This is a genomic window from Dyella subtropica (assembly GCF_026283965.1).
GTDB classification, from domain to species: Bacteria; Pseudomonadota; Gammaproteobacteria; order Xanthomonadales; family Rhodanobacteraceae; genus Dyella_D; species Dyella_D subtropica.
The window spans coordinates 175684-199763 of the sequence record NZ_JAPDPD010000008.1; the positions used below are offsets into that span (position 1 = coordinate 175684).

Genomic DNA, 24080 nt, shown 5'->3' on the forward strand with positions numbered 1-24080 from the left:
GGTTTCGCCGCAGCTGGAGTTTAAGGGTCATGCGCTTCGACGTCGTTACGTTGTTTCCCGACTTCGTGCGCCAGTGCGCCTCCGTCGGTGTCGTTGGACGTGCGCAACAGCGCGAGCTGCTGCAGGTGGAAACCTGGAACCCGCGCGACTACGCCACCGATAATTACCGCACCGTGGACGGCCGCACCTGCGGCGGTGGGCCCGGGATGGTGATGTTGATCGAGCCTTTGCGTACGGCCCTCAAGGCAGTACGTGAGGCAGCACCGGAGCCGGTGCATGTGATTTATCTCAGCCCGCAAGGTGCGCGGCTGACGCAGGGTAGGGTGGAAGCGCTGGCCAAACTGCCGCGCATCGCTCTGCTCTGTGGGCGTTACGAAGGTGTGGACGAGCGTTTGCTGGCGCACGAGGTCGACGAAGAGCTGTCAATCGGCGATTATGTGCTGTCCGGTGGCGAGCTGGGCGCTGCGGTGATCATTGATGCCGTGGGCCGCTTGCAGGAGGGTGCGCTGAATGACGCGCAGTCGGCACAGCAGGATTCGTTCTCGGACGGGTTGCTGGACTGTCCGCATTACGCGAAACCGGTGCATGACGCACTGGGTGACGTACCGGAGGTGTTGCTTTCCGGTGACCATGCGGCGATTCGCCGTTGGCGCCTCAAGCAAGCCCTGGGACGGACCTGGCTGCGACGTCCGGATCTCTTGGTGCAACGCACGCTGGATGCGGAATCCCGGGCGTTGTTGGATGAATTCCGCCGCGAGCATACGCGGCAAAACGATGCGGCCAAGCAGTAACCGCAGCCATTGAAATCAGATAGGTGTTGCCATGAACAAGATCATCGAACAGTTCGAAGCCGAGCAGATCACCCGCCAGCTGCCGGAATTCGGCCCTGGCGACACCGTGGTGGTCAACGTGAAGGTGAAGGAAGGTAACCGCGAGCGCGTCCAGGCGTTCGAGGGCATCGTCATCGCCAAGCGCAGCCGCGGCCTGCATTCGGCCTTTACCGTGCGCAAGATCTCGCACGGCACTGGCGTGGAGCGCGTGTTCCAGGCGCACAGCCCGGCTATCGATTCGGTCCAGGTGAAGCGCAAGGGCAAGGTGCGTGGCGCCAAGCTGTACTACCTGCGTGGTCTGGAAGGTAAGGCTGCCCGCATCAAGGAAGACATCGCCGCCGTCGCCGCCAACAAGGCCAAGGCTGCTGCCGCCAAGTAATTCGGCGCGAAGCTTCAAGGCTTGCAAGAACCCCGCGGATGCCAGTCATCCGCGGGGTTCTTCGTTTTTGGGGCGACCAAGACATGTAGGAGCGCGCCCTGTGCGCGATCCGTGCGGTCGCACAAGTCGCGCACAAAGTGCGCTCCTGCGTCAGGCATGTGCTCGGGATGTTGCTTACGGGGCGATGAGCAACCGCTGCGGTTCCTGCAAGAAGTTGCCCTGCACGAAATCGACGCCGCAAGCAAACAATAGCGAGGTGCTGGCGGCGTCCTCCACCCATTCGGCGATCGTCAGGCGGTTGATCTCGCGCGCCTGGCGGCACAGCTCGGCAACCTTCTTCTGGCTCTCTGGTTGCTGTGGCAGGTTGGACATATAGCTACGATCGATCTTCAGATAGTCTGCGTCGATGTGGTTGAGCAGCTGGAACGAGTTGAGGCCCGAGCCGAATTGCTCCAGCGCGAACTGACCGCCCAGCTGTTTCCAAGTGCGCACGAACTCCTGTGCCGGCCGCAGCGAGGTCACCACCTTGCTCTCGGTCGTCTCCAGCACCAACCGGCCATGCTTGAGATTGGCCTGCTTCAGTCGTGCACCGAGCCATGGCAGCAGTTGGTCGTCCAGCAATGAGCCGGCGGTGAGCTTGACGAAGAAGGTGGTCGGCGAGCCGAAGCGTTCGCGTGTGCTGAGCGCCTGGATGGCCTGGTTGAGCACGCAGCGGTCGATCGCCGGTGTGAGGTTGTACTTTTCGGCGATCGGCATAAAGAAGCCGGGGAGGACCTCACCTTGCGGGCCGTTGAGGCGCAGCAGGATCTCCGAGAATTCGCCCTCGGCGTCCTGCAGGCTGATGATCTGCTGATGGTAGAGCACGAAATCGTCCTGACTCAGCGCCTGCTTTAACAGGTCCAGCCAGTAACGTTCGCGCTCCGCGTCGGCCTTCTCGCGCGCGGAGGGGTCGTGCACTTCACTGCGATTGCCGCCCTGGCTCTGCGCATTGCGCAATGCCTGATTGGCCTGCTCCAGCAGTAGCTCCGTATTGGCGTTCTTTTCACCCAGCAGGCTGCCGCCGATGCTGGCAGTCACCGTAAGCGAGCGCGAACCGACGTCGAAAATGTCGTTGGCGATGCTGCGTTGCAGAGCGGCGATCCATTCCTTGATGCCTTCGTCGTTACGCGAATGCAGGATCACGCCCACCGTATGCTCGGCGAGCAGGCCCGCGGTGTCCTCCAGTCCGAGCAAGGCATGAATGCGAGCAGCAAAAACCGCCAGCAGCTCGTCGGTCTTATTCAGGCCGATACCGGAGACGATGGTCTGCCAGTTGTCGGGTTCGATCAGCAGTAGCGACTGGCCCTTGGTGCCTTCGGTGGCAGCCGCTACGGCCTGGTCCACGCACTCCAGCATGCGGGCGCGGTTGAGTAGGCCGGTGACCGGATCGCGCTGCAACTGTTCCTGCATCGCCGGATCCACCTGCTGGCGACGGAACACTATCTGCAGGCAGGGCTCGCCCTCGAAGGTGGCGTGCGTGAATTCCACCGTGGCTTTGAAGCTGCTGGCATCGGCGCGGCGTGCTTGTAGTTCCATGTGGTTGGCGGATTTCTCACCGCGCGAGAGGCTCTTCAGCGCTGACTTGAATTCCTCGGCATCGGTCGAGCTGATCATGTCGAGCACGGGCAGGCCAAGCAGATCGTCGAATTCGTGGTAGCCGAAGGTATCCAGATAGGCCTGGTTGGCGCGCACGTGCATGCCTTCGTGCACGTAGGCGATGGCATCGGTGGACGAGTCGAGCAGGGCATCGCAGCGGCGCTCCGATTCGCGCAGCGCGGTTTCGAGGCGGCGCAGCTGGCGCCGCCCATGGAGCGATTCGAATTCGCGCTGGATCACCGACATCAGCTGTTTTGGCTGGGGGCGCAGACCGATGCCGCGCACGCCGCTGGCGAACAAATCCGTGACGCTGGCGTTGTCCACCTGGGATACCAGGGCGATCAGTGACAGGTCGCGGTCGTGAGCGTTCAGCAGGCGGACGACATCCGGCAAGCCAACCGAGCCGATCGATGGGTCGTACAGCACGATGTCCGGACCCAGTTCGTCGAGTGCGGCCTGCACCTGATCGGGGCTGGTGGCGCGCGCAGGTCGCACGGCAATGCCGTTGTTGCGCAGCAGGCTGATGATTTGTTCCGCATCCTCGACCGATTTCTCGATGAAAAGGAGCTTGATGACCAGGTTTGTCTTCATTGGCATGCTGCGCTTTCCGTGTTCGCCCCCAAACAGGCGGCACCTAATCCCAGGCATGCGTGGAACCGGCGCCGCCCATGGGTTTTAACGGATTCTAGGGACAACCGCCAGCGAAAAAATCCCTGGGGTGACGCGCAGCTCACCCGGGCTCATAGCGGACGCTTCGAAGCATCGCCACCTACTTCGCGGACCAGCTTGGGCACTAGGTAGCCGGGCAGGCGGCGGCGGAGAGCGTCGAGCAGCTCCAGTGCGCGTTCGTCGCTCACCTCGAAGTGCGCCGCGCCCTGCACGCGATCGAGCTGGTGCAGGTAGTACGGCAGCACGCCTGCAGCGAACAGGCGCTCGGACAGCGCCTCCAAGGTCTCGGCATCGTCATTGATCCCGCGCAGGAGTACCGCCTGGTTGAGCACGGTGGTGCCGGTTTCGCGCAAGCGGGTGCAGGCGGCGTCCACCTTGGCGTCGAACTCGTTCGCGTGATTGGCGTGCAGCACGACCACCTTCTGCAGTGGCAGTCGGGTCAGCCAGTTCTGGAAGGCTTCATCGATGCGCTCCGGCAGCACCACCGGCAGGCGGGTGTGGATGCGCAGGCGCGTCACGTGCGGGATCGCCGCAAGTCCCTGGCTCAACTCTTCCAGCTTGGCGGTCGCCAGGGCGAGAGGGTCGCCGCCAGAAAGGATCAGCTCGCTGATGGACGCGTCCTGGCGCACATGCTCCAGCGCCTTGCGCCACTGGCCAGCCGCGGCCATCTCCTCGCCATACGGAAAATGGCGGCGAAAGCAGTAGCGGCAGTTCACGGCGCAACTACCGCTGGCGATCAGCAGGGCGCGGCCCTGGTATTTGTGCAGTACGCCCTGGGCCGTACGCGCAGCCATGTCGCCGACGGCGTCCGTGCCGAAGCCCGTTACCTGGTCTAGTTCGGCCAGTTGAGGGAGCACCTGCAGCAGCAGCGGGTCCTGTGGATCGCCGACCCGCATGCGATCTACGAAGCCGCGCGGCACGCGCAGCGCGAAGCCGGCGTCATCAGGCGGCAGGCGGTCGGCCAGGTGGCCGAGGCCTACTGTTTCAAGCAATTCGCGAGGATCGGTAACGGCCGAGCGCCAAAGCTCGCGCCAGTCGGCTCCTGGCGGTGATAGGCGGGCAGCGGGGCTTGCGGTTATCATATTGGGTCTTGAGTCGGGCCAAGAGCCCGGGCAAACACCTATTCTAGCCGCCCGCCGGCGGCGTCACATCTGGAGCACAAAGCGCATGGCCACCGCCGGTCTGAACGACGTCAAGAAGGGTATGAAGATCCTTCACAACAATGATCCTTGGGTCATCACCGAGGCGGAGTTCATCAAGCCTGGTAAAGGGCAGGCATTCACCCGTATCTTCATCCGCAACCTGAAGAACGGGCGCACCACCGAGCAAACCATGAAGTCGAGCGACTCGTTCGAGATCGCCGACGTGGTCGACACGGATATGCAGTATCTGTATTCCGATGGTGAGTTCTGGCACTTCATGCAGCAGGAAAGCTTCGAGCAGCATCAGGCCGGCAAGGTCGGCATGGGCGATGCCGCCAAGTGGCTGAAGGGTGAAGAGGAGTGCGTGGTGACGCTGTTCAACGGCGAGATCATCGCCGTGCAGCCGCCGAACTTCGTCGAGCTGAAGATCACCGAGACCGACCCGGGCGTGCGCGGCGACACCTCTGGTGGCGGCGGCAAGCCGGCCACGCTGGAAACCGGTGCGGTGGTGCGCGTGCCGCTGTTCGTCGCCAATGAAGAAATGATCAAGGTCGACACCCGTACGGGTGAATACGTCAGCCGCGTCGGCAAGTAAGGCGCAGGCAGGATCGAACGGCACGGCGGCCTTCTGGGCGCCGTGCCGTTTTCTTTATCAGCCATGAGAAATGCCGTCTCAGACGAATACTCGAGATGCGGGCAAGCGAACTGCCAGCACCATGCTCAAGTACGATGAGAAGCCGTACGGCATCGATATGTTCCGCACTTTCTGGTATCCCGATACAGCGAGGTAGCAATGAGCTCCGGTAGCACCGACATTGACCTTCTCATCGAAGCGCGCTGGGTCGTCCCCGTGGAGCCGCATGGCGTGGTCCTCGACCACCATGCCGTGGCGGTGGACAAGGGCGCCATCGTCGCATTGATGCCGACCGCCCAGGCACGCGCCATGTACGCGCCGCGCGAGCGCGTGGAACTCGGCGAACACGTGCTGATACCGGGTCTGATCAATAGCCACACGCACAACCCCATGACGCTGCTGCGCGGCCTTGCCGACGACCTGCCGCTGATGGTGTGGTTGCAGCAACACATCTGGCCGGCCGAGGCCAAAGTGATCGGGCCCGAGTTCGTGCGCGACGGTGTGGAGCTGGCTGTGGCCGAGATGTTGCGCGGTGGTACCACCTGCGCCAACGAAAACTACTTCTTCCCGGACGTGATCGGCGCTACCTATCGGCGTCTGGGTTTCCGCGCCGTGGTCGGTCTGCCGGTGATCGAATTTCCCACTGCCTGGGCCAAGAGCCAGGACGAGTACTTCGAGCGCGCCACGGAAGTGCACGACAGCTTCCTGGGCGATACGCTGATCAGCACGGCTTTCGCGCCGCACGCGCCGTACACGGTGTCGGACCAGAGCTTCGAGCGCATTCGTGTGCTGGCCGACCAACTCGACATTCCTGTGCATCTGCATACGCACGAGACCGCGCACGAGGTCGAGGAAGAAAAGAAGAAGAGCGGCCTGCGTCCGTTCCAGCGGTTGCAGAAGCTGGGTCTGATCAACGACCGTCTGATCGCTGTGCACATGACGCAGATGACCGATGGCGAAATCGCCGCCTGTGCCGAGGCTGGCGTATCGGTGGTGCACTGCCCCGAATCCAACCTCAAGCTGGCTTCCGGCTTCAGTCCCGTCGAGAAGCTGCGCAAAGCCGGCGTGAATGTGGCCATCGGTACGGATGGCTGCGCCTCCAACAACGACCTCGACATGTTTGGCGAAATGCGCACCGCTGCGATGCTGGCGAAAGCCGTGGCCAATGACGCCGCCGCTTTCGATGCTGCCTATACCTTGCGCGCCGCCACGCTCAACGGCGCACGCGCCTTGGGGCTCGAAGCGCAGATCGGTTCGATCGAGGTCGGCAAGCAGGCCGACCTTGCAGCCGTGCGTCTGTCTGATCTGGAAACGCAGCCGCTATTCCACGTCGCCTCGCAACTGGTGTACGCCACCGGCCGTCATCAGGTGACCGATGTTTGGATCGCGGGTGCGCGCAAACTCGCAGGGCGCGTGCTGGTTGGTATGGATACCCATGCCATCCTTGCTCGCACGCATGCCTGGCGCGAACGGATCGCGGCCATCGATGCCGTTGCTCCGGAGGTGGCATGAACCGTTATCTCGTTCTGGTCATGCGCCGTCCGCACTACGATCCGGCCATGGTGCAGCCTCACAAGGATTTTCTTGAAGGCCTGCGTGCCGGCGGAAAGATCGAGTTGTCTGGACCCTTCAGCGACAAGTCCGGCGGCGCCTATCTGCTGTTCGCCGAGAGCTTCGCTGAAGCGCTGACTATCGCGCATAGCGATCCGACGCATATCAGCGGCGGCTGGGATATCACGGTGTACGAATGGCAGGCGCGTTAAGCTACGCACCTGATCGAAGCGCCATGCGCAAGAGGAACTCATGATGCAGGCTGCAGGCAACGTAAGCCCCGATGAAATCGCCCGCTTCGGCAAGCTGGCTTCGCGCTGGTGGGACCCGGATGGCGAGTCGCGTCCGCTGCACGATCTGAATCCGATACGCACCGGTTATGTGGCTGCGCGCGTCGATTTGCGTAACGCCAAAGTGGCCGATGTGGGCTGCGGAGGCGGCCTGCTCAGCGAGGCGCTGGCACGCGCGGGTGCACAGGTCACCGGTATCGACCTCGGCGACAAAGTCATCGATGTGGCGCGTTTGCACCTGCACGAATCGAACCTGCAGATCGACTATCGCGTGCAATCGTCCGCAGGCCTGGCCGCGGACGAGCCGGCGAGCTTCGACGCCGTGTGCTGCATGGAGCTGATCGAGCACGTACCGGACCCCACTGCGCTGGTGGCGGATCTCGCCACCATGGTGAAGCCGGGTGGTCTGGTCTTCATGTCCACTATCAACCGCACACCGGCGGCATTTGGCGCGGCCATTCTGGGCGCCGAATACATCACACGCATGCTGCCGCGCGGTACGCACCACTATGCACAGTTCCTTAAACCGTCGGAGCTGGGGCGCCTGCTGCGCCATGCTGGCCTCGAGTTGGAAGATGTCACTGGCCTCGGCTACAACCCGATGAGCCGCAAGGCGTGGCTCAGCCGCTTTACAGCGATCAACTACGTGCTGTGCGCGCGCAAACCGGCATGAAGCACCTACCCGAAAACATCCAAGGCGTATTGTTCGACCTGGACGGTACCCTGCTCGACAGCGCCGCCGATCTCTACGCCGCCCTGGTGACGCTGTGCGAAGAAGAGGGTGCGCCCAAGCCCGCCTACGCGCCGGTGCGCGAGGTGGTCTCGCGGGGCTCGCGTGCCATCCTGCAGTGTGGTTTTCCCGATCACGACGAACCGGCGCGGCTCGCCCTGGTGCCGCGTTACCTGGAGCTTTACCAGGACGTGATGGCGCATCAAACGCGCGCCTTCGACGGTGTCGACGATTTGCTGGCGCTGATCGAAGCGCGAGGTATGCGCTGGGGCATCGTCACCAACAAACCCGCTTTCCTCACCGATGAATTGGTGCAACAGATCGGCTGGGCGGAGCGCGCCAGCGCTGTGGTTTCCGGCGACACCCTGCCGGTGAAGAAGCCCGATCCCGCGCCGGTGCTGCTTGCTTGCGAGCAAGCCGGTCTGGAGCCGTCGCGTTGCCTGTTCGTGGGCGACGACCGTCGCGACGTACAAGCCGGTGCGGCGGCGGGCCTCTACACGGTGGCAGCGAGCTGGGGTTACCTCGATGGCGGCGATCCGCATCAGTGGCATGCCGATCTGGTGCTGGACGACCCGGCCCAACTCACCGCATTGCTGCAGCGTGGACCGGTGTTGGCATGAGTCATGTGGAAGGCCCGAGTGGGGCGCTGCAGAGCTACGTCGATAAGTGGCTTGCCGTGCAGCCCCGCCAGCGTATTGCGCTGGTGTTTGTCGATGCGAAGCGCTACCCGAGTCATATCGCCCTTGCGGCGCTGGAGCAAGAATGGCTGTCCGCCGCCTACGGCATCCAGGAGCCGCAAGTGGCGGCAGCCAAACTGAATTGGTGGGCGGAAGAGCTTTCCGGTGCGGCTGCCAGCGGTGGCCGACATCCGTTGACTCAAGTGCTGTTCGACGACGACCACGCTCATGCCTTGCCGAGCGAGCGCTGGCTGGCGCCGGTACTGGCGGCGATGGCGCAGCTGGAAGAGGGCACCGCGGCCGACTTTGCCTCGCAGGTGGCCGCAGCCAGTGAGTTGCACGGCGCACTGGCCGCGCTGGAAACCGCCTGGTGGTATGGCGATGGAGCGTCAAGCGAGCGAGCGGGCCGGGTCGCTACGCTCTCGCATTTGCTCTACGCGCTGTTGCGGCTGGAACAGGATGCCGAGCGCGATCGTCTTCCCTTGCCGATGGCGCGCATGGCGCGCTTCGGCCTTAGTCGTGGTGACCTGCGCAAGCCGGGCGTGGCGCGTGAACAGGCCATTCGCGCCCAGCTGGAAGACTTGCTGGCTGCATGGCGCGAGTCGGAGCAGATGACGGGACCGCTCAGCGTATTCCGCGAGTTGGAATCGCAAGGCAGCCGGGGCCTGGTAAAGCGTGCCAGCAAGGCTGGCGATCCGTTGGCGGTCCTCCGCGAGGGGCAGGCTGAAAGCGGCCTCGGGGTTGCCTGGCAGGCTTGGCGTGCCGCTCGCGCGTGGCGGCAGCTGGCCGGCTGATCCCAGCGCGGACGCAGCGTTTCCTTCGCGCCACTATTGCGACGTGGGGGCCTTGCCCCAAGATTAGGAGCCTCGCAGCGGTATAGCCGCCCGTAAGTTATAGGATTCACCCATGTACACCCAGGAAAACACTGCTCGCCTCCTGCCCGACGTCGCCGTTCACGCGCAGCCGCATCTGGCTGGCGCGCTCGACTGGGTCGGCATGGATGGCATTGAGGTGCCGGTGCGTTTTGACGCTGGCGATGGTGACGTGCAGCGCGCCAGTGCGCGGGTCGGCGCCTTCGTCAATTTGAATCGCCCGGACAAGCGCGGCATCCATATGTCGCGGTTGTATCTCCAGGTGGAGCAGGCGCTCAGCACGCGGACATTGAGTGCCGAATCGCTGCACGAGCTATTGCGCGGCTTTCTCGATTCGCACAAAGACCTGTCCGACCGCGCTTGCCTCAGCATCCGCTTCGACCATCTGGTGCGCCGCCCGGCGTTACGCAGCAGCAATAGCGGCTGGCGTGCCTATCCTATTTGCATCGAAGCCAGTCTGATCGGAGACGAATTTCTGTTGGAATTCGGCACCGAGGTGGTCTATTCCTCCACCTGTCCGGCATCGGCAGCGTTGTCGCGCCAGTTGATCCAAGATCAGTTCGCCAAGGACTTCGATGCAGGCAAGCCGATCGATCATGCGGCTGTGTTTGCCTGGCTCGGTACCGAGCGCGGCATCGTGGCCACGCCACATGCCCAGCGCAGCGTTGCGCGCCTGCGCGTGCGTACTGCCAAGGGGGCCGGCTTCGACCTGATCGAGCTGATCGATCGTGTCGAGCATGCCTTGGGTACGCCGGTGCAGACCGCGGTCAAGCGCGAAGACGAACAGGCTTTTGCACTCGCCAACGGTAGCAATCTGATGTTCTGCGAAGACGCCGCGCGTCGCATCCAGAAAGCACTCGACAAGGATGAGCGTCTGAGCGATTTCCATATTCGAGTGGAACATCAGGAAAGCCTGCATCCGCATGACGCGGTGGCTTACGCCAGCAAGGGCGTGGCCGGCGGCTACGGTGACAAGCGCTGCTGATCGAAACCCTTCGCACACGCATCGCCTGTTAGCATGCGGCTCCTGTTCCGAGGAGCCGCCCATGCGCTCGTCCAAACTTCTGTGTGTCGCCGCAGCCGTACTCGCGTTGTCGGGTTGCGGGTTGTGGCCGCATGGCAAAACTTCTTCCAACGATGCCCCTGCATCGCAGGCGCTGGTGCGCTCCCTGGCAGGCATCGTGGTTTACGCGCTGCACCAGCCGGTACCCGCCGATGCGGTGCTCGAGGTGAGCCTGATCGATGTCAGCCGGCAGGACGCGCCTGCCCGCGTCATCACGAAGGAACGCGTGTCGCCGGTCGGTGCTTCGCCGGTGGATTTTCAGCTGGTTTACGATCCGGCGGACCTCGCTCAAGGCGTTGATTTCGCCGTATCAGCGCGCCTGCAACAAGGTGACCACCTGCTGGCCATCAACGACGAACGCATCAGCGTGTTGGGCCGCTCGGGTGAGCAGGGGCCCGTGCGTGTTGCACTGAAAGCCGTTCCCTGAGATTACGCCTGTAGGAGCACACCCCGTGTGCGCGAGCCCTGCGGTAGCAGGGCCGTTGCTGCAAAGAGCGCGGCGCTGGCGGGCCGCTTCACTCGGGCCATCCATGGCCCTCGCCCTTCGGCGGCTTCGCCGTGCAAACCGGCAGTCCTGCCGGTTTGTCGCCCACAGGGTGGGCTCCTACATGAGCGTGCGTCAGGGTGCGGCTATACCCGGAAGCAGCAGGGGATCCAGCCGCACGCCGAACCAGTTGAAGCCCCAGTGCACATGCGGTCCCGTGGCGCGTCCAGTCATGCCGGCCGCACCGATCACGTCGCCCTGGCTCACGCGCTGGCCGGCCTTCACGTCCAGCCGCGAAAGATGCAGGAAGTTCGAGCTGAGGCCGAAGCCGTGGTCGAGTAAGACGGTGCCGCCGGTGAGGTAGAGGTCGGGTTTGGCGAATGTGACGATGCCGGCGGCCGGCGCCTTGATCGGCGTTCCCGTGGGCACGGCGATGTCCATGCCCGAATGCGGCGCCTTTGGATCGCCGTTGTAGATGCGCTGGTTGCCGAAGCGTCCGCTGATGCGGCCCTGCACTGGCCAGATGAAGCCCTTGAGGAAATCCTCGCGATTGTCGTCGCGGTTGCGCGCGGCAGTGACTTCCGCCTGCTCGCGCTTGATGCGTTCCGCAATGTCCGGCGGAGGATTCACGGTCTTCGGTGGCACGCCATCAACGCGTTCAACCGGCCAGTCGCGCGATGTCACGGCGATGCGGGCGGTTTCCTGGCGCCCGTCGCGATAAGCGAGATTGACCGTGAGCGGGCCATGTTCGTCACGGCCGGCGCCGAACACCACGGTGCCATTCGCGCCGACACGTACCGCTTTGCCGCCGACATGGACCTGCGCGATGCCCGGCAGGTTGGCGATCACCAGGCCGCCCTGCGAGATGCGGCTGGGCAGTTCGGCAGCGAGCGAGGGCAGGGCGGCAAATAACAAGGCGAGCAGCGCGATAGTGCGCAGCGCACCCCTCATCGTGCGAAGGCCAGCCGTTGGCCGCGCACGGCGGCATTGATCGTCGAGCCGTCCCACACCCGTTCGCCGTTCACGAAGGTGGCAATGATCGAGCTGCTGAAGGTGACGCCCTCGAACGGCGACCAGCCACATTTGGATAGCACTTCCTCGCGGCGCACCGTGTGCGGCTTGTTCGGGTCGACCAGCACCAGGTCGGCGGCATAGCCTTCGCGCAGGTAACCGCGCTCCTTCACGTCAAACAGCGTGGCCGGCGCATGCGTGACCGACTCGACCACCCGCTCCAGCGTCAGCTTGCCTTCGAATACACGCTGCAACGCCGCCTGCAGCGCAAACTGGACCAGCGGCAGGCCGGACGGCGCCTCGTCATAGCGCTGCGCCTTTTCTTCCAGCAGGTGCGGCGCGTGGTCTGTGGCCAGCACGTCGATCCGCCCGTCGGCCAGCGCCTGGATGATCGCCTCGCGGTCGGCGCCGGTTTTGATCGCGGGATTGCACTTGATCAAGAAACCGAGGCGCTCGTAGTCGCGGTCGTCGAAATGCAGGAAGTGCACGCAGGTTTCAGCGGTGATCCGCTTGCCCTTGAGCGGGCCAGGCTGGAATAGTGCCAGTTCGTCCGCGGTGGAAATATGCAGCACATGCAGGCGGCTACCGTGCTTCTGCGCCAGCGCAATGGCGAGGCGGGTGGACTTGATACAGGCCTCGCGCGAGCGGATCAGCGGGTGCTCGCGAGCGGGGATGTCGTCGCCGTATTTCTCGCGCGCCTTGGCGTGCAGGGCGTCGATCATCGGGGTGTCTTCGCAGTGCGTGATGATCGGCGTGGGTGCCTCGCGGAAGATGCCGTCGAGCACCTCCGGGTTGTCCACCAGCATGTTGCCGGTGGAGGCGCCCATGAACACCTTGATGCCCGGCGCCGCCTTCGGGTCGAGCGAGCGGATGGCTTCCAGGTTGTCGTTGCTGGCGCCGAGATAGAACGCGTAGTTCACCGCCGAGGTCTCGGCGGCACGGGCGTACTTGGCTTCCAGCGAGTCGCGGTCCAGCGCCGGCGGCTTGGTATTGGGCATCTCCATAAAGCTGGTGATACCGCCCGCCGCGCAGGCGCGGGACTCGGAGGCAATGTCGGCCTTGTGGGTCAGGCCGGGTTCGCGGAAATGCACCTGGTCGTCGATCATGCCGGGCAGCAGCCACAGGCCGGTGGCATCGATCACCTGCTCGCCAGGGCGGGCGTCGAGGTCGCCAGCAATGGTCTCGATCCGTCCTTGCTTCACGCGGAGGTCGGCATGGTAGCGGCGGCCTTCGTTGACCAGTTCAGCGTTCTTGATCAGCCATTCAGTGGACATGGGGTTCCTCATGGGGGCGGCAACGGCGGAAAGAGAACTGCTCGGGCACCGGATCCTCGCCACCCTCACACAGGGGCTGGCAGCGCAGCAGGCGCCAACCTGTCAGGATGACACCCCGTGCTGGCCCAAAGCGTGCAACGGCAATCCGTGCATAATCGGAACAGCTGGGGTGAAAACGGCAGCGTCGACCCAATAGCGGGCTGAGCCAGCGCTTGTAGAAGCCGAGCAATAGAAGTATGAGTCGTGTCACAACGGTTTTGCGCTGCCTGAGTAGCTTGCGGCTTGAGTATGGCGCAAGTATTCCAGATGCACGCTTGCCGGTGTAACGCGCATGGGCTATAACACCGGGCCGCCAAGGCCAAAATGGTGAAGGGAAATGGCGAAAACGACGCGTAGTTCGACAGCAGCCAAGGCGCAGAAGGGAAAAACTGCGGCCAAGGCTAACGGTGTCAAGACCAGCAAGTCGAAAGCAGCCACCAAGGCCGTCAAGGGCCCGGTGGTCAAGGCGGCCAAGAAGGCCCCGGTCAAGGCTGCGCCGGCCAAGAAGGCGGCTGCTGCCAAGAAACCGGTGGTCAAGAAAGCCGTCGTCAAGAAGCCGGTCGCCAAGAAGGCGGCCAAGCCCCTTGCCAAGCACGCCTCGGTGGCTAAGAAGGCCGTCGCCAAGCCTCAGCCGAAAAAGGCAGCGCCGGCCAGCAAACCGGTTGCTAAGAAAGCTGCCGTGAAAGTTGCCGTAAAAAAGGAAGTGGCTGTGAAGCCGACCCCCAAGACGGTGGTCGCTCCAGCCAAGAAACCGCAGGTGGTGGTCGCCAAGCCAGCCAAGGCCGAACCGGTTCAACCGGTCGCCAAGCCGGCCGCTACCGTCAGCGCCGTACCTTCGAAGCCCGCTATCCCGCCCCTGAAGGGCAAGGTGGCGAGCGCCATCGCCGTGGCGACCCCGCGCGTGGCCACTGCCACCGCACGCCATATCTCTTCCAAAAACCAGAAGACCCCGCAGTCCTCGATGAATAGTTCCGCAGCCGCACTCGACAATGGCGTCACCAAGGAAGACGGGCGTTACGCCCTGCCTTCCACCATCTCCATCGATCTGCCGAAGGGCTACCGCCCCTCGAGCAACGAGGAGTACATGAACCCGCGTCAGCTTGCCTACTTCCGCAACAAGCTGCGCGATTGGCGCGACCAGCTGGTGGAGGAATCGCGCCAGACCATGGAAAACCTGCGCGATGAAGTGCGCGACGTCGGCGACGAAGCCGAGCGCGCCACCCGCGAGACGGAGAACTCGCTGGAACTGCGCACCCGCGATCGCTACCGCAAGCTGATCTCCAAGATCGACAAGGCGCTGCGCCGGATCGAGGAAGGCCGCTACGGCTACTGCGAAGAAACCGACGAGGAAATCGGGGTGGAGCGCCTTGAGGCACGTCCGATCGCTACCTTGTCGCTGGATGCCCAGGAACGTCGCGAGCATCTGCAGAAGCAGATGGGCGACTGAACTCGTTCACCTGCGTAAGCTTTCTCAAAAGCAAAACCCCGCCGTTGTGCGGGGTTTTTGCTTTTGGGAAAAGCGCGAGCCTCAGCCTTCCGCCAGTTTCGCTGCCGCGTGCGCCTTCAGCTTGCCCAGCATGGCGGCCAAGCCGTTGGAGCGGGTGGGGGAGAGATGCTTGGCCAGGCCGATGGCTTCGATGAAGCGCGGTTCGGTGGCGACGATCTCGCGGGCGGAGTGGTCCGAGTAGACGCGCAGCACCAGCGCAATCAACCCCGAGACGATGGCCGAATCGCTGGTGGCGGCGAAATGCAGTTTCGAGGCATCGCCGCTGGGCACCAGCCACACCATCGACTGGCAGCCGTGCACACGGTGCTCTTCAGTCTTCAGGGCATCCGGGAAGTCGGGTAGCTGCTTGCCGAGGTCGATCAGGTACTGATAGCGCTCGGTCCAGTCGCCGAAGAAAGCGAACTCGTCGACGATGTCCTGTTGCGCCTGCTCGGTGCTGGGTATGGCAATAGCATTCATGGCGCCATTATCGCGCGTTTTGCTGCGATCAGCCTTTGGTCACGCTCCAGCGCGTGCCCTGGGCGCCATCTTCGATCACGATGCCCAGCGCCGTCAGTTCATCGCGAATCGCATCGGCGCGCTTGAAGTCGCGAGCTGCGCGAGCGTTGCGGCGCTCTTCCAGCAGGCTCTCGACATGGGCTGCGTCAACCGCGGTAGCGCCAGCATTCTTGAACCAGACCTCGGGATCTTGCTGCAACAAGCCCAGCAAGGCGCCGCCGCCGATCAGGGCTGCCTTGGCCTCGCGCCGTGTGTCGGCTCCGGCCTGTCGCGCGGCGTCGGCCAGCTGCGACAACTCAGCCAGCGCCTGCGGGGTGTTGAGGTCATCGCACAGTGCCGCCTCGATGTTCGCGGGCACAGGCAGGGTGCCTTCCGGTAGCTCGACATCGGCCAGATCACGCAGTACGCGATACCAACCGTCCAGCGTGCTCACCGCCTGGGTGATGGCGCCGTCGGACCAATCCAGTGGCTGGCGGTAGTGGCCTCGCAACAGCATCAGCCGCAGCGCCTCCGGCGGATGCTGCCGCAGCAGCTCATGTACGTTCAGCACGTTGCCCAGTGATTTGGACATCTTGCGCCCGTCGAAGGTCAGCATGCCGTTGTGCAGCCACCAGTGGGCAAAGGGCTTGCCGCCGTGCGCGCAGGTGGACTGGGCGATCTCGTTCTCATGGTGCGGGAACTGCAGGTCGACGCCACCGGCATGGATGTCGATGGTGTCGCCCAGATGGGCCTCGCACATGGCCGAGCACTCGATGTGCCAACCCGGGCGGCCAACCCCCCAGGGGCTGTCCCAGCCAGGCAGGTCCGGCGTGGAGGGCTTCCACAACACAAAGTCGCCGGGGTTCTTTTTGTAAGGGGCCACTTCCACACGGGCCCCGGCGATCAATTCCTCGGTATCGCGACCGGACAGCGCACCGTAGGCGGCGTAGGTGGATACCTCGAACAGCACATGGCCTTCGGCGACATAGGCATGGCCGCTGGCTATCAGGCTCTCGATCATCGTGATGATCTGCCCGATATGCGCCGTCGCGCGCGGCTCGATGTCCGGCGGGGCGATGCCCAGCCCCGCCATGTCCTCTTGGTAGGCTGCGGTGTAGCGCTCGGTGATGGCGCTGATGTCGCAGTGCAGGTGTTTGGCCGCGTGGTTGATCTTGTCGTCGACGTCGGTGATGTTGCGGGCGTAGACCAGCTGCGGGTAGTGCCGCCGCAGCAGACTGGCCAGCACGTCGAACACCACCGGACCGCGCGCGTTGCCGATATGCACGTAGTGGTAGACCGTCGGGCCGCACACATACATAGTCACTCGCTGCGGGTCGCGCGGGGCGAACGTTCCAGTGCGGCGGGTGAGGCTGTTGTAGAGCGAAATCGGCATTGACGGAGTTCCGGTCCGGGGTGAAGGCCCGCGCAGGCGGCGCGGCGGCCAGCCGGGCATATTAACAAGGTGTAAGTACCCCGAGTTGGGCTTAGGTCATTCTAAGCGTCGATTCAGTGTGGTTTTGCTGCAATTCACATTAGCGCAAAGACTGCGCCGGAACCCCCTGCTGGAGGTCGTGATGACCAAGTTGTTTTTTGCCGTACTGGTGCTGAGCTTTATAGCCACCAGCGTCGGTGCGCAGGATGCGCGTTACCCCAGTCCCAATGACGACAACACCCATTATGGATGGGCCGATGTGCTGCGCGTAGACCCTGTCTACGGCGTATCGCGCACCGAGGTGCCGCGCCAGGAGTGCTACGACCAGCAGGTGGTCCATCGCGACCCGGGCACTGGTAGCACGGCTGGAACCATCCTGGGCGCCGTTGTCGGTGGTGTGCTGGGCAGCACGGTGGGCAAGGGCGATGGTCGCCGTGCCGCCACCGTGGTCGGTGCGGTCGCCGGTGGTGCAGTCGGTAACGGTGTGACGCGTAGCGGCGGTGGCGAATACGAATCCACCGAGACCCGCTGCCGCCAGGTTGCCGCGGTCAGCGAACAGCGCCGCATCATGGGTTACGACGTGGAATACCGCTACCGCGGCGAGGTGTACGTGTCGCGGCTGAACTACGATCCGGGCGAGCGCCTGCGCGTACGGGTCAGCGTGGCCCCGGCTGACTGAGCCGGACCTGTCGTGGGGAGTCCAACCCGCCGCCGCCTTCGGGCGGCGGTTCTTTTTGCGCCATCGCCTGCATTCGGTTCTCGCGTATGTTGCACGGCAGCGGGAATCCCGTCATGATGCGCGCTCACCTGTCCGGAACCCTTATGTCCGCAGCCGTCTATACCGCTACCGTACTCACCAGCGCCCGCATGGCTGCTGGCATGACGTCGCGTGCGCGCCGACCGCTGGTCCGACATTCGGCCGGGTAGGCTGTCGCACGCATTTCATGTGTATCGACGACAAAGACCCGGCCATCGAGCCGGGTTTTTTTGTTTTTGGTTTTGGGGTTTCGATGGAACCGGCCTGGCCGGACTGCTTTCCAGAGGTTCTGAGCGCTCGCGGTCGTCGTGTGCATGCAGGGCCAATCGCTTCGGATCGAACATTCAAAGGCACCATGTCATGACGCTTCGCCATTTCCTCACTACCCAGGATTACAGCCGCGCCGAGATCGATGGTCTGCTCGCGCAAGCGGCCGAGTTCAAGCGCTCACCGCGCGGCCAGCAGTTGGCCGGCAAGTCGATCGCGCTGCTGTTCTTCAACCCGTCCATGCGTACGCGCACCAGTTTCGAACTGGGTGCGTTCCACCTCGGCGGCCATGCCATCGTGCTGGCGCCCGGTAAGGATGCGTGGCCGATCGAGTTCGAGGTGGGCAGCGTGATGGACGGCGACACTGAAGAGCACATCGCCGAAGTGGCGCGCGTGCTCAGCCGCTACGTCGACCTGATCGCCGTGCGCGCCTTCCCCAAGTTCCAGGACTGGACGGTGGATCGCGAAGACAAGGTCATCAAGGCCTTTGCTCAGTACGCGACCGTGCCGGTGATCAACATGGAAACCATCACCCATCCTTGCCAGGAGCTGGCCCATGCGCTGGCCATGAAAGAACACCTGGGCAACCTGCAGAACAAGAAGTACGTACTCACCTGGACCTACCACCCCAAGCCGCTCAACACGGCGGTAGCGAACTCGGCGCTGTTGATCGCTACCAAGCTCGGCATGGACGTGACCTTGCTGTGCCCCACGCCGGATTACGTGCTGGACGAGCGCTACATGGCCTACGGCTATCAGAACGCCAAGGACAACGGCGGCTCGCTCAAGATCAGTCACGACATCGAAGAGGCTTATAGCGGCGCCGACGTCGTCTATGCGAAGAGCTGGGGCGCGCTTCCGTTCTTCGGGCGCTGGGAGCAGGAAAGGCCGATCCGCGACGCACACAAGCACTTCATCGTCGACGAGGCCAAGATGGCGCTGACCAACCATGGTCTCTTCAGCCACTGCCTGCCGCTGCGCCGCAACGTGAAGGCCACCGATGCCGTGATGGACGCGCCTTACTGCATCGCCGTCGACGAAGCCGAAAACCGGCTGCACGTGCAGAAGGCCGTGATGGCCTCGCTGCTCGGCCAGCACTGAGGCCTCCGCATGTACATGCCCAGGCAGTTTCAGGAAATGCGTAACGATGCCTTGCAGGCGTTGATACATGCCTATCCGTTTGCCACCGTGGTGACCGCGGCGTCGACAGGCTTCACTGCCAACCATCTGCCATTGGAACAGGTGAGCGAAACCACGTTGCACGGTCACGTGGCGCGCGGTAATGAACTGGCAAAAGCCGACGGCGCCGAGGTGCTGGTGATCTTCCAGGGGCCGGATGCTTACGTCAGCCCCAACTGGTATCCGAGCAAGCATGAAACCGGTCGCGAGGTTCCCACCTGGAACTATGCCGTCGTGCACGTGCATGGCCGTCTGCGCGTGATCGAAGATCCAGCATGGCTGCGCGCCTTGCTTGAGCGGTTGACTGACCGTCACGAGGCGGGACAGGCCCAACCCTGGCGCGTGGCGGATGCACCGGGCGATCACACCGACAAATTGTTGCGCGCGATTGTGGGTCTGGAGATCACCGTCGAGCGCATCGAAGGCAAATTCAAACTGAGCCAAAACCATCCCACGGCCAATCGTGCCGGTGTCGTCGACGGCCTGCGCCAGCGTACACACCGTCACGACAACGACCTGGCCGACCTGATGATCGCAACCAAGGAACTGTCCGATGGCGCATGAGCAGCACCGTTATCCCGTCGAAGTCGTGTGGACCGGCAACCGCGGCACCGGTACGCGGGCGTACCAAGGCTACGGCCGCGAGCACGAGGTACGCATTGCCGGCAAACCGGTGATCGCCGGTTCGTCCGATGCCGCTTTTCGCGGCGACGGCAGCAAGCACAATCCGGAAGACATGTTGGTGGCCTCGCTGTCGACCTGCCACATGCTTTGGTATCTGCACCTGGCCGCCGACGCCGGTGTCGTGGTGACGTCGTATGTCGACAACGCTGAAGGTCTGTTGGTGATCGACGCCAAGGGCGGCCGTTTCACCGAAGCGGTGTTGCGTCCCGAAGTCACCATCACCGCCGACAGCGATGCGGCCAGGGCCGAGGCGGCCCACGAAGCGGCCCACCACGCCTGCTTCATCGCCAAATCCGTGAATTTTCCGGTGCGCTGCGAACCGCGCATCGTCGTCGCTTCGGTTTAACTCTCCATCTTTATTTCCAGGATTTCGCAAGCCATGAGCAAAGACATCGTTCTCGCCTTCTCCGGTGGCCTCGACACCAGTTTCTGCGTGCCTTACCTGAAAGAACGCGGCTGGGCCGTTCACACCGTGTTCGCCGATACCGGCGGCGTGGATGCGGAGGAGCGCGCCTATATCGAAGCGCGTGCGAAAGAGCTGGGCGTCGCCAGTCACGTCACCGTGGATGGCGGCCCGGCGATCTGGGAAGGTTTCGTGAAGCCGTTCGTGCAAGCGGGCGAGGCTTATCAGGGGCAGTATCCGCTGCTGGTGTCGGATCGCTATCTGATTGTCGACGCGGCGATCAAGCGCGCTGCGGAGCTGGGCACCAAGGCCATCGCACATGGCTGCACCGGCATGGGCAACGACCAGGTGCGTTTCGACCTCGCCGTGAAGGCGCTGGGCGACTATCAGATCGTGGCGCCGATCCGTGAGATCCAGAAGGAACACACCCAGACCCGTGCCTATGAGCAGGCGTACCTGGAAGAGCGCGGCTTTGAAGTGCGCGCCAAGCAGAAGAGCTACACCATCAACGAGAACCTGTTGGGCGTCACGCTGTCCGGTGGCGAGATCGACCATTGGAAGACCCCGGGTGAGGGCGCTCGCGGCTGGTGCAAGCCGCGCGCCGAATGGCCGTCCGAAAAGCTCTCGGTCACCCTCGGTTTCGAGAAGGGCGAGGCGGTGTCGCTCAACGGCGAGAAACTGCCTGGCGCCCAGCTGCTGGCCAAGCTCAACGAGCTGTTTGCGCCCTACGGCGTGGGTCGCGGCATGTACACCGGTGACACCACCATCGGCTTGAAGGGCCGCATCGTGTATGAAGCCCCCGGCCTGATCTCGCTGCTCACCGCCCATCGTGCTCTCGAAGAAGCCGTGCTGAGCAAGCAGCAGAACCGCTTCAAGCCCGAAGTGGCGCGCAAGTGGGTGGAAGTGGTCTACGAAGGCTTCTTCCATGATCCGATCAAGACCGACCTCGAAGCCTTCCTGGCTTCCAGCCAGAGCTGCGTCAACGGCGAAGTGGTGCTGGAAACCTCGGGCGCACAGGTGACCGCCGTGGAAATCCGCTCGCCGCACATCCTCAACGCCAAGGGTGCTACCTACGCACAGTCGGCCGATTGGGGCGTGGAAGAGGCCGAGGGCTTCATCAAGCTCTTCGGCATGAGCAGCACGCTGTGGGCGGAAATCAACCGCAGCGGCCAGGCCTGAGCGGAGCCACTGCGATGAGCGACAGCTTGCGCATCAGTACGGATAAGAGCGAGCTTGATCTCGCTCTTATTCACCATTTCCTTTCCACTCACACCTATTGGGCCAAGGAGATTCCGCTGGAACGGGTGCGTAAGGCGATCGATCACTCGCTGTGCTTCGGCGGCTTTGTCGGCAAGGCTCAGGTCGCGTTCGCACGGGTCATTTCCGACTTCGCGACCTTCGCCAATCTTGTCGACGTATTCGTGCTTCCCGAATACCGCGGTTATGGCTATGGCAAGCAAGTGGTGCAGGCGGTGCTGGATCACCCTGAATTGCAGGGGCTGCGCCGCTTCACCCTCGCCACCGGAGACGCCCACGCGCTGTACGCACGCCACGGATTCACCCCGCCGCAGCGACCGGAGACGCTGATGGAAATCTACAAACCGGACATCTATACGTCCGCGATCCGACGATGACAACTTCGACCAAGCCATTCCACAGACGGACCTCATGAGCGCACTACTCGACGACACTCTCAAACATCTTCGGGCCCTGGTCGGCTTCGATACGCGCAACCCGCCGCGCGAAATTGGCACGGGCGGCATTTTCGATTACCTGCGCGAACACCTGCCGGGCTTCGAGGTGACCGTGACCGATTTCGGTGCGGGTGCCGTGAATCTCTACGCCGTCCGCGGCACGCCGAAGTATTTGTTCAACGTGCATATGGACACCGTGCCGGATTCACCGCATTGGACGGCCGATCCGCACACCCTGCGTATCGATGGTGACCGTGCCATCGGCCTGGGCGCTTGCGACATCAAGGGTGCGGCGGCTGCGCTGGTTGCGGTGGCCAACGCCACCAAGGGCGATATGGCGTTGCTGCTGTCCACCGACGAGGAGGCCAATGACGCGCGCTGCATCGACGGTTTCCTGAAAGACAAGCCGGTCTACGAGGCGGTGATTGTCGCCGAACCGACCAAGGGCGAAGCCGTGCTGGCGCATCGCGGCATCCACTCGGTGCAAATGCGTTTCACCGGCAAGGCCGGCCATGCCTCGGGCGAACAAAAGGCGTCGGACAGCGCCCTGCATCAGGCGATGCGCTGGGGTACAGCGGCGCTGGATTTCGCGGCTGCACAGTCGCATGAGCGCTTCGGCGGCCTGACCGGGTTGCGCTTCAACATCGGCAAGGTCGAGGGCGGCATCAAGGCCAACATCATCGCGCCAACGGCCGACGTACGCTTCGGTTTTCGCCCGCTGCCGTCGATGGACGCTGACCGCATGCTGGAAACCTTCCGCACGCTGGTCGAGCCGCACCCGGTCGAATACGGCGAAACCTTCCGCGGCGATTCGCTGCCGGCCGGCGATACCGCCACAGCCGAGGCACGCCGTCTCGCCGCGCGTGACTTGGCCGACGAACTGAACATCCCGGTCGGCAACGCGGTGAACTTCTGGACGGAAGCCGCACTGTTCTCCGCCGCCGGCTACATCTCCTTCGTCTATGGCCCCGGCGACATCGCTCAGGCGCACAGCGCCGACGAGTGGGTGGCACTGGACCAGCTCGAGCATTACGCACAAACCATTTACCGGATCATCCAGGATAAGAGCAGCGACCGTGGAAGCGCATAAGCACACCCGCAAGACCATTGTTCGCCTGTTGTCGAGCATGGGCAGCGCGAAGGAAATCCAGCAATACCTCAAGCGTTTCTCGCAGCTCGACGCGAAGCGCTTCGCCGTGGTCAAAGTCGGCGGTGCGGTGCTGCGTGACGATCTTCCGGCGCTGACCTCGTCGCTGACCTTCCTGCAGCAGGTCGGCCTTACGCCGATCGTGCTGCACGGCGCTGGTCCACAGTTGGATGAAGAGCTGTCGGCGGCGGGTATCGAAAAGCAGACGGTCAACGGCCTGCGCGTGACCTCGCCGAAAGCGCTGGCCATCGTGCGGAAGGTATTCCAGGAGCAGAACCTGCGCCTGGTCGAAGCGCTGCAGTCGATGGATACGCGCGCCACTTCGGTGCCGTCCGGCGTGTTCACCTCCACCTATCTTGATCGCGAGGTCTACGGTCTGGTCGGCAAGGTAAGCAGCATCAATCTCGCCCCGATCGAAGCCAGCTTGCGCGCTGGCTCCATTCCGGTGATCGCCAGCCTGGGCGAAACCGAGGAAGGGCAGATCCTCAACATCAACGCCGATTTTGCCGCGAACGAACTGGTGCGCGTGCTGCAGCCGTACAAGATCGTGTTCCTCACTGGCACCGGCGGCTTGCTGGACGATAAGGGCAAGGTGATCGACTCGATCAACCTCAGCACCGAATACGAACACTTGATGGCGCAGCCGTGGATCAACGGCGGCATGCGCGTGAAGATCGAGCAGATCGCCGACCTGCTGTCGGATCTGCCGCTGACTTCGTCGGTGTCGATCACGCGGCCGTCCGAGTTGGCCAAGGAGCTGTTCACTCACAAGGGCTCCGGTACGCTGGTGCGTCGCGGCGAGAAGGTGTGTCGTTTCGAGGCATCCTGGGATGGCATCGATCTCGAGCGCATGCGCGAGCTGATCGAGTCCAGTTTCGGCCGCAAGCTGGTGCCCGACTATTTCGAGCGCACCAAGCCGTATCGCATCTATGTGAGCGAGAACTATCGCGCGGCGATGATCCTGACGCAGAACGAAGGACTCGCCTATCTGGACAAATTTGCGGTGCTGGACGACGCCCAAGGCGAGGGCCTGGGCCGTGCGGTGTGGCAGGTGATGCGCGAGGAGAATCCGCAGCTGTTTTGGCGTTCGCGTCACGGCAATCAGATCAACATCTTCTACTACGCCGAATCCGACGGTTGCTTCAAGCAGGAGTACTGGAAGGTGTTCTGGTACGGCCTGAAGGGTTTCGATGAGATCGAACGCTGCGTAGCGCATTGCGCCACGCGTCCAGCGACTTTGGTGGGTTGATGCT

26 protein-coding genes are annotated in these 24080 nt (G+C 63.4%); 19 read left to right on the plus strand and 7 right to left on the minus strand.

What is annotated here, in order from left to right:
- Nucleotides 1-29: 29 nt before the first annotated feature.
- Both trmD and rplS read left to right on the plus strand, forming a co-directional pair.
- Nucleotides 30-791, plus strand: a complete 762-nt coding sequence (gene trmD / locus OUZ45_RS09100; protein WP_266169645.1) for a tRNA (guanosine(37)-N1)-methyltransferase TrmD — start codon at nucleotides 30-32, stop codon at nucleotides 789-791.
- Nucleotides 792-822: 31 nt separating this feature from the next.
- Complete coding sequence (rplS, locus tag OUZ45_RS09105) at nucleotides 823-1209, plus strand: 50S ribosomal protein L19 (RefSeq protein WP_266169646.1); 387 nt, start codon at nucleotides 823-825, stop codon at nucleotides 1207-1209.
- Nucleotides 1210-1383: 174 nt separating this feature from the next.
- On the opposite strand, the gene OUZ45_RS09110 is transcribed toward rplS, so the two are convergent.
- Nucleotides 1384-3435 carry a GGDEF/EAL domain-containing response regulator gene (locus OUZ45_RS09110; protein WP_266169700.1) on the minus strand — a complete coding sequence of 684 codons (2052 nt, stop codon included), beginning with the start codon at nucleotides 3433-3435 and terminating at the stop codon, nucleotides 1384-1386.
- Nucleotides 3436-3584: 149 nt separating this feature from the next.
- The gene (epmB, locus tag OUZ45_RS09115; protein ID WP_266169647.1) at nucleotides 3585-4595 is read right to left on the minus strand and encodes an EF-P beta-lysylation protein EpmB; all 1011 of its coding nucleotides are present in this window, start codon (nucleotides 4593-4595) and stop codon (nucleotides 3585-3587) included.
- Nucleotides 4596-4680: 85 nt separating this feature from the next.
- On the opposite strand from epmB, the gene efp reads away from it, so the two are divergent.
- The 8 genes from efp (at nucleotide 4681) to OUZ45_RS09155 (ending at nucleotide 10899) form a co-directional block, all read left to right on the plus strand.
- Complete coding sequence (efp, locus tag OUZ45_RS09120) at nucleotides 4681-5250, plus strand: elongation factor P (RefSeq protein ID WP_266169648.1); 570 nt, start codon at nucleotides 4681-4683, stop codon at nucleotides 5248-5250.
- Between the two features lie 198 nt (nucleotides 5251-5448).
- Nucleotides 5449-6801 (plus strand): TRZ/ATZ family hydrolase, encoded by a 1353-nt coding sequence (locus tag OUZ45_RS09125; RefSeq protein WP_266169649.1) that lies wholly within the window; start codon nucleotides 5449-5451, stop codon nucleotides 6799-6801.
- On the plus strand, nucleotides 6798-7052 hold the full coding sequence (locus tag OUZ45_RS09130) for a YciI family protein (protein ID WP_266169650.1): 255 nt from the start codon (nucleotides 6798-6800) through the stop codon (nucleotides 7050-7052). Before OUZ45_RS09125 ends, OUZ45_RS09130 begins: the two co-directional genes overlap by 4 nt.
- Nucleotides 7053-7095: 43 nt before the next feature.
- Entirely contained in the window at nucleotides 7096-7803 is a 708-nt protein-coding gene (gene ubiG, locus OUZ45_RS09135) for a bifunctional 2-polyprenyl-6-hydroxyphenol methylase/3-demethylubiquinol 3-O-methyltransferase UbiG (protein ID WP_266169701.1), read from the plus strand.
- Nucleotides 7800-8480: an HAD family hydrolase gene (locus tag OUZ45_RS09140; RefSeq protein WP_266169651.1), complete on the plus strand. Its 681-nt coding sequence runs from the start codon at nucleotides 7800-7802 to the stop codon at nucleotides 8478-8480. Before ubiG ends, OUZ45_RS09140 begins: the two co-directional genes overlap by 4 nt.
- Nucleotides 8477-9331, plus strand: coding sequence for a squalene/phytoene synthase family protein (locus tag OUZ45_RS09145; RefSeq protein WP_266169652.1), 855 nt, complete (start codon nucleotides 8477-8479; stop codon nucleotides 9329-9331). The genes OUZ45_RS09140 and OUZ45_RS09145 overlap by 4 nt, the downstream gene beginning before the upstream one ends.
- Nucleotides 9332-9443: 112 nt before the next feature.
- Nucleotides 9444-10394 carry a GTP cyclohydrolase FolE2 gene (gene folE2 / locus OUZ45_RS09150; RefSeq protein WP_266169654.1) on the plus strand — a complete coding sequence of 317 codons (951 nt, stop codon included), beginning with the start codon at nucleotides 9444-9446 and terminating at the stop codon, nucleotides 10392-10394.
- A gap of 61 nt (nucleotides 10395-10455) precedes the next feature.
- Nucleotides 10456-10899 carry a YbaY family lipoprotein gene (locus OUZ45_RS09155; RefSeq protein WP_266169656.1) on the plus strand — a complete coding sequence of 148 codons (444 nt, stop codon included), beginning with the start codon at nucleotides 10456-10458 and terminating at the stop codon, nucleotides 10897-10899.
- Nucleotides 10900-11091: 192 nt separating this feature from the next.
- Here OUZ45_RS09155 and OUZ45_RS09160 read toward each other — a convergent pair whose 3' ends face one another.
- Genes OUZ45_RS09160 through yidD form a run of 3 tightly spaced genes read right to left on the minus strand, consistent with a single transcriptional unit; the run spans nucleotide 11092 to nucleotide 13491 of the window.
- Nucleotides 11092-11907: a M23 family metallopeptidase gene (locus OUZ45_RS09160; protein WP_266169658.1), complete on the minus strand. Its 816-nt coding sequence runs from the start codon at nucleotides 11905-11907 to the stop codon at nucleotides 11092-11094.
- Nucleotides 11904-13241 (minus strand): dihydroorotase, encoded by a 1338-nt coding sequence (locus OUZ45_RS09165; protein WP_266169660.1) that lies wholly within the window; start codon nucleotides 13239-13241, stop codon nucleotides 11904-11906. The genes OUZ45_RS09160 and OUZ45_RS09165 overlap by 4 nt, the downstream gene beginning before the upstream one ends.
- Nucleotides 13231-13491, minus strand: coding sequence for a membrane protein insertion efficiency factor YidD (yidD, locus tag OUZ45_RS09170; RefSeq protein WP_266169661.1), 261 nt, complete (start codon nucleotides 13489-13491; stop codon nucleotides 13231-13233). The genes OUZ45_RS09165 and yidD overlap by 11 nt, the downstream gene beginning before the upstream one ends.
- Nucleotides 13492-13617: 126 nt before the next feature.
- Between yidD and dksA the strand changes: the two genes are divergently transcribed.
- Nucleotides 13618-14727, plus strand: coding sequence for an RNA polymerase-binding protein DksA (gene dksA / locus OUZ45_RS09175; protein ID WP_266169662.1), 1110 nt, complete (start codon nucleotides 13618-13620; stop codon nucleotides 14725-14727).
- 81 nt (nucleotides 14728-14808) lie between these two features.
- On the opposite strand, the gene OUZ45_RS09180 is transcribed toward dksA, so the two are convergent.
- Together OUZ45_RS09180 and cysS are read right to left on the minus strand one after the other, a co-directional pair.
- A complete protein-coding gene (locus OUZ45_RS09180) occupies nucleotides 14809-15246 on the minus strand; it encodes a SufE family protein (protein WP_266169664.1) in 438 nt (145 codons plus the stop codon).
- Nucleotides 15247-15274: 28 nt separating this feature from the next.
- Nucleotides 15275-16657: a cysteine--tRNA ligase gene (gene cysS / locus OUZ45_RS09185; protein ID WP_266169666.1), complete on the minus strand. Its 1383-nt coding sequence runs from the start codon at nucleotides 16655-16657 to the stop codon at nucleotides 15275-15277.
- A gap of 181 nt (nucleotides 16658-16838) precedes the next feature.
- Between cysS and OUZ45_RS09190 the strand changes: the two genes are divergently transcribed.
- The 8 genes from OUZ45_RS09190 to OUZ45_RS09225 all read left to right on the plus strand — a co-directional run bounded on the left by OUZ45_RS09190 (nucleotide 16839) and on the right by OUZ45_RS09225 (nucleotide 24076).
- The gene (locus OUZ45_RS09190; RefSeq protein ID WP_266169667.1) at nucleotides 16839-17375 is read left to right on the plus strand and encodes a glycine zipper 2TM domain-containing protein; all 537 of its coding nucleotides are present in this window, start codon (nucleotides 16839-16841) and stop codon (nucleotides 17373-17375) included.
- Nucleotides 17376-17813: 438 nt separating this feature from the next.
- Nucleotides 17814-18821, plus strand: coding sequence for an N-acetylornithine carbamoyltransferase (locus tag OUZ45_RS09195; RefSeq protein ID WP_266169668.1), 1008 nt, complete (start codon nucleotides 17814-17816; stop codon nucleotides 18819-18821).
- Nucleotides 18822-18830: 9 nt separating this feature from the next.
- Entirely contained in the window at nucleotides 18831-19463 is a 633-nt protein-coding gene (locus OUZ45_RS09200) for an FMN-binding negative transcriptional regulator (protein WP_266169669.1), read from the plus strand.
- Nucleotides 19453-19929, plus strand: coding sequence for an OsmC family protein (locus OUZ45_RS09205; protein ID WP_266169671.1), 477 nt, complete (start codon nucleotides 19453-19455; stop codon nucleotides 19927-19929). The genes OUZ45_RS09200 and OUZ45_RS09205 overlap by 11 nt, the downstream gene beginning before the upstream one ends.
- Nucleotides 19930-19962: 33 nt before the next feature.
- On the plus strand, nucleotides 19963-21165 hold the full coding sequence (locus tag OUZ45_RS09210) for an argininosuccinate synthase (RefSeq protein ID WP_266169672.1): 1203 nt from the start codon (nucleotides 19963-19965) through the stop codon (nucleotides 21163-21165).
- A gap of 14 nt (nucleotides 21166-21179) precedes the next feature.
- A complete protein-coding gene (locus OUZ45_RS09215) occupies nucleotides 21180-21620 on the plus strand; it encodes a GNAT family N-acetyltransferase (protein ID WP_266169673.1) in 441 nt (146 codons plus the stop codon).
- Nucleotides 21621-21654: 34 nt separating this feature from the next.
- A complete protein-coding gene (locus OUZ45_RS09220; RefSeq protein WP_266169675.1) occupies nucleotides 21655-22770 on the plus strand; it encodes an acetylornithine deacetylase in 1116 nt (371 codons plus the stop codon).
- Between the two features lie 37 nt (nucleotides 22771-22807).
- Nucleotides 22808-24076, plus strand: coding sequence for an acetylglutamate kinase (locus tag OUZ45_RS09225; RefSeq protein ID WP_425601681.1), 1269 nt, complete (start codon nucleotides 22808-22810; stop codon nucleotides 24074-24076).
- Nucleotides 24077-24080: the final 4 nt, after the last annotated feature.

Excerpts from the sequence above, each read along its gene's own strand:
- trmD (WP_266169645.1), top strand. The coding sequence starts at position 30 with ATGCGCTTCGACGTCGTTACGTTGTTTCCCGACTTCGTGCGCCAGTGC.
- rplS (WP_266169646.1), top strand. The coding sequence starts at position 823 with ATGAACAAGATCATCGAACAGTTCGAAGCCGAGCAGATCACCCGCCAG.
- OUZ45_RS09205 (WP_266169671.1), top strand. The coding sequence starts at position 19,453 with ATGGCGCATGAGCAGCACCGTTATCCCGTCGAAGTCGTGTGGACCGGC.
- OUZ45_RS09130 (WP_266169650.1), top strand. The coding sequence starts at position 6,798 with ATGAACCGTTATCTCGTTCTGGTCATGCGCCGTCCGCACTACGATCCG.
- OUZ45_RS09200 (WP_266169669.1), top strand. The coding sequence starts at position 18,831 with ATGTACATGCCCAGGCAGTTTCAGGAAATGCGTAACGATGCCTTGCAG.
- OUZ45_RS09195 (WP_266169668.1), top strand. The coding sequence starts at position 17,814 with ATGACGCTTCGCCATTTCCTCACTACCCAGGATTACAGCCGCGCCGAG.
- ubiG (WP_266169701.1), top strand. The coding sequence starts at position 7,096 with ATGCAGGCTGCAGGCAACGTAAGCCCCGATGAAATCGCCCGCTTCGGC.
- cysS (WP_266169666.1), bottom strand. The coding sequence starts at position 16,657 with ATGCCGATTTCGCTCTACAACAGCCTCACCCGCCGCACTGGAACGTTC.
- efp (WP_266169648.1), top strand. The coding sequence starts at position 4,681 with ATGGCCACCGCCGGTCTGAACGACGTCAAGAAGGGTATGAAGATCCTT.
- OUZ45_RS09215 (WP_266169673.1), top strand. The coding sequence starts at position 21,180 with ATGAGCGACAGCTTGCGCATCAGTACGGATAAGAGCGAGCTTGATCTC.
- OUZ45_RS09210 (WP_266169672.1), top strand. The coding sequence starts at position 19,963 with ATGAGCAAAGACATCGTTCTCGCCTTCTCCGGTGGCCTCGACACCAGT.
- OUZ45_RS09125 (WP_266169649.1), top strand. The coding sequence starts at position 5,449 with ATGAGCTCCGGTAGCACCGACATTGACCTTCTCATCGAAGCGCGCTGG.
- OUZ45_RS09225 (WP_425601681.1), top strand. The coding sequence starts at position 22,808 with ATGGGCAGCGCGAAGGAAATCCAGCAATACCTCAAGCGTTTCTCGCAG.
- OUZ45_RS09165 (WP_266169660.1), bottom strand. The coding sequence starts at position 13,241 with ATGTCCACTGAATGGCTGATCAAGAACGCTGAACTGGTCAACGAAGGC.
- epmB (WP_266169647.1), bottom strand. The coding sequence starts at position 4,595 with ATGATAACCGCAAGCCCCGCTGCCCGCCTATCACCGCCAGGAGCCGAC.
- OUZ45_RS09145 (WP_266169652.1), top strand. The coding sequence starts at position 8,477 with ATGAGTCATGTGGAAGGCCCGAGTGGGGCGCTGCAGAGCTACGTCGAT.
- dksA (WP_266169662.1), top strand. The coding sequence starts at position 13,618 with ATGGCGAAAACGACGCGTAGTTCGACAGCAGCCAAGGCGCAGAAGGGA.
- OUZ45_RS09140 (WP_266169651.1), top strand. The coding sequence starts at position 7,800 with ATGAAGCACCTACCCGAAAACATCCAAGGCGTATTGTTCGACCTGGAC.
- OUZ45_RS09155 (WP_266169656.1), top strand. The coding sequence starts at position 10,456 with ATGCGCTCGTCCAAACTTCTGTGTGTCGCCGCAGCCGTACTCGCGTTG.
- OUZ45_RS09160 (WP_266169658.1), bottom strand. The coding sequence starts at position 11,907 with ATGAGGGGTGCGCTGCGCACTATCGCGCTGCTCGCCTTGTTATTTGCC.
- OUZ45_RS09220 (WP_266169675.1), top strand. The coding sequence starts at position 21,655 with ATGAGCGCACTACTCGACGACACTCTCAAACATCTTCGGGCCCTGGTC.
- folE2 (WP_266169654.1), top strand. The coding sequence starts at position 9,444 with ATGTACACCCAGGAAAACACTGCTCGCCTCCTGCCCGACGTCGCCGTT.
- OUZ45_RS09190 (WP_266169667.1), top strand. The coding sequence starts at position 16,839 with ATGACCAAGTTGTTTTTTGCCGTACTGGTGCTGAGCTTTATAGCCACC.
- OUZ45_RS09180 (WP_266169664.1), bottom strand. The coding sequence starts at position 15,246 with ATGAATGCTATTGCCATACCCAGCACCGAGCAGGCGCAACAGGACATC.
- OUZ45_RS09110 (WP_266169700.1), bottom strand. The coding sequence starts at position 3,435 with ATGAAGACAAACCTGGTCATCAAGCTCCTTTTCATCGAGAAATCGGTC.